Consider the following 4478-nt stretch of genomic DNA (forward strand, 5'->3'; position numbering starts at 1 on the left):
CTTTTTTATTTTTCTGATTTTCAAAACAGACAAAAAACCGGTATTAGTTATTCACCAATACCAGAAAGTGTAGACCCTTTTTTTTGACGCCTAAGTATAGTGCTTCAACACAAATTTTGGTTAATCGTAAACAGACATCCGAGGCATTACAGGCCCAACAGGTTCAAACGGATGTCCAGATGATTAATACATATAAAGACATTATTGTTAGCCCTAGTATTTTAGGTGATGTTAGTTCACAACTACATAAGACCAGTAATTTTAAAGGTGACGTTAATCTGCTAACTAACGAGATTAGTATTTCTAGTCAACAGAACTCACAGGTATTTGCAATTGCCGTGAAGGATTCCGATCCGTATATGGCAACTAATATTGCCAATACGACGGCCAGTGTTTTTAAGCAAAAAATCAGTAAAATGATGAATGTTGATAACGTTTCAATCATTTCTAAGGCTAGACCGGATACGACTGCCGTTTCGCCTAAATTAAAACTCAATTTATTAATCGGGGTCGTTCTCGGATTATTATTAGGTATTGGGATTGCTTTCTTACGTGAGTTTACTGATACAACGGTTAAGGATGAGGAATTCTTAAGTGATACTGTTGGCCTGACTAATATGGGAATTATTAATAGCATACCAGAATCAGATTTGACAAAGAAAAATAATAACGTAGTCAATAAACGTTCTAGTAAAGTGGAAAATAGGCGAACCGTTAACGAGAGAAGGGTCTAATAAAAATTATGGCATTATTTCGACGTAAAGAGAAAAAATTAGAAGATAAGAGTATGAAGTATGGTGTTGACCTTTATACATTATCAAACCCAACTTCAACAATTGCGGAACAATTTAAAACGATCAGAACAAATATTCAATTTTCAATGATCGACCGTAAGTTAGAAACCCTTTTAGTAACATCAGCAGGACCATCAGAAGGTAAATCAACTGTTAGTAGTAATTTAGCAGTTACGTGGGCCGGGCAAGGCAAAAACGTATTATTAGTTGATGCCGATCTGAGAAGGCCGACAGTTCACCAGACGTTCCAGGTCAGTAATTCACAAGGTTTAACTACCCTGTTAACTAATCCAAAGTTAAATCTGGATCAGGCAATTACTGAAACCGCAATTGATCATTTGTACGTGTTACCAAGTGGACCAATTCCGCCTAATCCGGCTGAACTCTTAGCAACTGAACGGATGAATCATTTAATTGAGGCTTTAAAAGAACATTTTGATTTAGTACTGTTTGACGTACCGCCAGTAATTTCTGTCACTGATACTCAGATTCTTGCCAGTAAGGTTGATGGTACAATTTTGGTGACGCCACAAGGAATAGTTGAAAAGGCTGCAATTTTAAAAGCAAAAGAGTTATTAGATAAAGTTCACGCAAGAATCTTAGGGACGGTTATGAATCGAGTGACACCGCAGAATTCCGGTGGCTACTATGGTGGTTATTATGGTGGCTATTACGGAACAGATGATAAGAAATGATCGATTTACATTGTCATATCTTACCAGGTGTTGATGATGGTTCAAAAACGATGGCCCAATCCTTGGCTATGGCCCAAGTTGCCGTTGAAAACGGGATTACACATATTTTAGTAACACCGCACCATATGGATAGCGACTACACTAACCACAAGCAAAAAGTCATTAAACATACGGTTCAATTTCAACAAGCAATTGATCAAGCAAAAATCCCGTTAAAAGTCTTTCCTGGACAAGAGGTTCACTTAACCGGAGATCTCTTGGCCGCCTTGGATCAGGATGACATTCTTTTCGCAGATACTGGCAATCGGTACCTAATGTTAGAATTTCCCCACCAAGAGGTTCCCGCATACGCGCAACGGATGATTTTTGATTTACAAGCAAGGAATATTATTCCAGTTATTGTGCATCCTGAACGAAACCAAGGTATTCAGGCTGATCCAACAATTTTGTATGATTTAGTTGCTAGTGGCTGCTTAACGCAGCTGACTGCCAGTAGCTATCTTGGTGTGTTTGGGGATGAAATCATGAAGTTCATGCAGCAGATTATTGATGCGGGTCTGGGCTTTGTTTTTGCTTCCGATGCGCATAACCTAAAAGGACGCAATTTTAGAATGAAGCGTGCCTTTGACAAGCTTCGTAAGGAAAATGGGCAAGAACTCGTTGATACGTTCCAAAACAATGCTAAGGCTATTATAAATGGTGATCTAATTGTGCCAACTGGCTTTACCCAAGTTGCTAAAAAGAAAAAACGTTTTTGGCTTTTTTAAGTAAGCTAATGGTCTTGAATTAGTTTTATGAGTATCTCGGAATTAAGTTTATTTTTTTAAATATTTCTAATCAAATAGCGCTCAAAGGCTAATTAACCTTTGAGCGCTATTTTTGTTACTATAAATTATTCCATCCCAGTTTGTGACTTGTTGTCCAAGACACCATCTTGGAATACTAACCTAATACTTGCATTGCTTGAGCCTTGGAGGCCACTAAAGTATTTGGCGACTAGTAAATGGCTTCCAGAGATACGCTGCTCTAGGTAGCTATCAGGCTTACCATAAGTTGCAATTGTATCTTTATAAGTGGTTGCTTGAGCCGTTAAAGTATCGTAATCAGCCACAGTAATACTTTTTGCGCGTGATTTGGCTTGGTAATTAGTTAAATCCTTACTATAAACGTGATTTTTAACTAAATTAAACTTTACTTTTGCCTTACTGGTACTACCAGTGACATTTGTCCAAGTGACTTCCTTGGTCTTAACTCCTTGAACAGTAGCCGATTTAGTTTTATTCGGTTGGCCGAATTGCTGCGTAAGCGTTTGGTAGCTAGTGCCGTTCACAGCGTTCTTAGTTAAGTCACCAAGCTTAATCTTACCAATTGCCGTGTAGGTTAGCGGCGTTGTCTGTGCCGACTGCTTATTAGTTGTGGAGGTGTTGGTAGTAGTCTGCTCAAAACGAACCTTACTATTGTGCAGTTGCTCAGCAAGTGCATTCTTTTTCCAGATAGCACCAAGACCAATAATAACTAAAATAATAATGACAATGATAATTGCTAGTAAACGTCGGAACCATCTGTGTTTGTAAAATGGGCGGTGTGGCCGATGATGTGTAATGTGGTTCGTATGTTTCGTATGATCTGCCATGTTACTTAACTCCTTTAATCATTTATGTATTTGAGGTGAAGACTGAGTAATTACGCTAGAACGTGAACCCAAAACCGACTTTTGTTCCACTCCCTTAACACTATCTATTTTAAACAAGAATTGCGAGCAGCGAAAGGCTTTTATGCACTTTTCACAAAAATATTGGTAGATTTTCATTTTTACTATTTTAAGTTGAAGGTTACTAACAAATTTTATCCATTTTAGAATTGACATTCTTAAAGAAAATAGTTATGATTATAGCTGGTATTGTTTGCCCCACAATAAGCCCCGGAAACTTATTAGGTGTTCAAACAGACACAGAAAAATGGAGGAAATACACGTGCGATCAACTTATTTAGCAAAACCCAGCGAAGTAGAACATAACTGGTACGTTGTCGATGCTACGGATATTCCGTTAGGTCGACTTTCAGCAGCTGTGGCTTCTATCCTTCGCGGTAAAAACAAACCCACATTCACAACTAACGTTGATACAGGTGACAATGTCATCATTGTAAACGCAGAAAAAATTCGCTTGACTGGTCGAAAAGCAGACCGAAAGATTTATTATCATCATACCCTTCATCCAGGTGGTTTGAAGCAGGTTACTGCTGGTCATTTGCGCGAAACAAACCCAACTCGTTTATTGGAAATCTCAATTAAAGGGATGTTACCAAAGAACACATTGGGTCGTACGCAATTCTTGAAATTGCACGTTTACGCAGGTCCTGAGCATAAAAATGCTGCACAACAACCAAAAGCTTTGGATATTTCAAAGTTAATTTAAGGGAGGGAAATTAATTGGCAGAAACAGTTCAATATATTGGTACTGGTCGGCGTAAAGATTCTGTAGCGCGTGTACGCTTAGTCCCTGGTACTGGCAAAATTACAATCAACGGTAAAGACCAAACAGATTATATTCCATTTGCAAATGTACGCCAAGATATGATTCAACCATTTGGCATAACTGAAACAAATGATAGCTATGATGTTTACGTTAACGTAAATGGCGGCGGTTTTTCTGGTCAAGCTGGTGCAATTCGGCATGGTATTGCCCGTGCACTTCTTAATGTTGACCCTGACTTCCGTGGTCCTTTAAAACGTGCAGGTCTCTTAACTCGTGACCCACGTATGAAAGAACGTAAGAAGCCAGGCTTGAAGAAAGCTCGTAAAGCTTCACAGTTCTCAAAACGTTAATATTTTATCAGATCAACGTTTTAAAAGCATTCATCAATTTATTTGGTGGGTGTTTTTTTGTTTACAGTAGAAAGTTACCATTTTATGGGTCTCTGTCAAATCGTATTGGTGGAGATTTTGAACGGCACATTCACTTCGGTGAATGTGCTTTTTGTTTACTCA

General features: G+C 38.4%; 6 protein-coding genes. 5 read left to right on the forward strand and 1 reads right to left on the reverse strand.

Annotated features, from left to right (window positions below; translation table 11 throughout):
• Positions 1-83: 83 nt before the first annotated feature.
• The 3 genes from EKM61_RS11430 to EKM61_RS11440 are packed head-to-tail and all read left to right on the forward strand — an operon-like array spanning position 84 to position 2256.
• The gene (locus EKM61_RS11430; protein WP_068222924.1) at positions 84-734 is read left to right on the forward strand and encodes a YveK family protein; all 651 of its coding nucleotides are present in this window, start codon (positions 84-86) and stop codon (positions 732-734) included.
• A gap of 8 nt (positions 735-742) precedes the next feature.
• Entirely contained in the window at positions 743-1489 is a 747-nt protein-coding gene (locus EKM61_RS11435; protein ID WP_068222928.1) for a CpsD/CapB family tyrosine-protein kinase, read from the forward strand.
• The gene (locus EKM61_RS11440; RefSeq protein ID WP_178378352.1) at positions 1486-2256 is read left to right on the forward strand and encodes a tyrosine-protein phosphatase; all 771 of its coding nucleotides are present in this window, start codon (positions 1486-1488) and stop codon (positions 2254-2256) included. The genes EKM61_RS11435 and EKM61_RS11440 overlap by 4 nt, the downstream gene beginning before the upstream one ends.
• Positions 2257-2381: 125 nt before the next feature.
• Here EKM61_RS11440 and EKM61_RS11445 read toward each other — a convergent pair whose 3' ends face one another.
• The gene (locus tag EKM61_RS11445; protein ID WP_068222931.1) at positions 2382-3122 is read right to left on the reverse strand and encodes a DUF3862 domain-containing protein; all 741 of its coding nucleotides are present in this window, start codon (positions 3120-3122) and stop codon (positions 2382-2384) included.
• A 340-nt stretch (positions 3123-3462) separates the two neighbouring features.
• Here EKM61_RS11445 and rplM point away from each other — a divergent pair, with 340 nt between their 5' ends.
• Both rplM and rpsI read left to right on the forward strand, forming a co-directional pair.
• Complete coding sequence (rplM, locus tag EKM61_RS11450; RefSeq protein WP_068222934.1) at positions 3463-3906, forward strand: 50S ribosomal protein L13; 444 nt, start codon at positions 3463-3465, stop codon at positions 3904-3906.
• A gap of 14 nt (positions 3907-3920) precedes the next feature.
• Positions 3921-4316, forward strand: coding sequence for a 30S ribosomal protein S9 (gene rpsI / locus EKM61_RS11455; protein WP_068222939.1), 396 nt, complete (start codon positions 3921-3923; stop codon positions 4314-4316).
• The last annotated feature ends 162 nt before the right edge of the window (positions 4317-4478 follow it).

Source organism: Loigolactobacillus backii, from assembly GCF_003946275.1.
Lineage (GTDB): Bacteria > Bacillota > Bacilli > Lactobacillales > Lactobacillaceae > Loigolactobacillus > Loigolactobacillus backii.

Coding starts and splice junctions, on each gene's coding strand:
- EKM61_RS11435 (WP_068222928.1), top strand. CDS start 743: ATGGCATTATTTCGACGTAAAGAGAAAAAATTAGAAGATAAGAGTATG.
- EKM61_RS11440 (WP_178378352.1), top strand. CDS start 1,486: ATGATCGATTTACATTGTCATATCTTACCAGGTGTTGATGATGGTTCA.
- EKM61_RS11445 (WP_068222931.1), bottom strand. CDS start 3,122: ATGGCAGATCATACGAAACATACGAACCACATTACACATCATCGGCCA.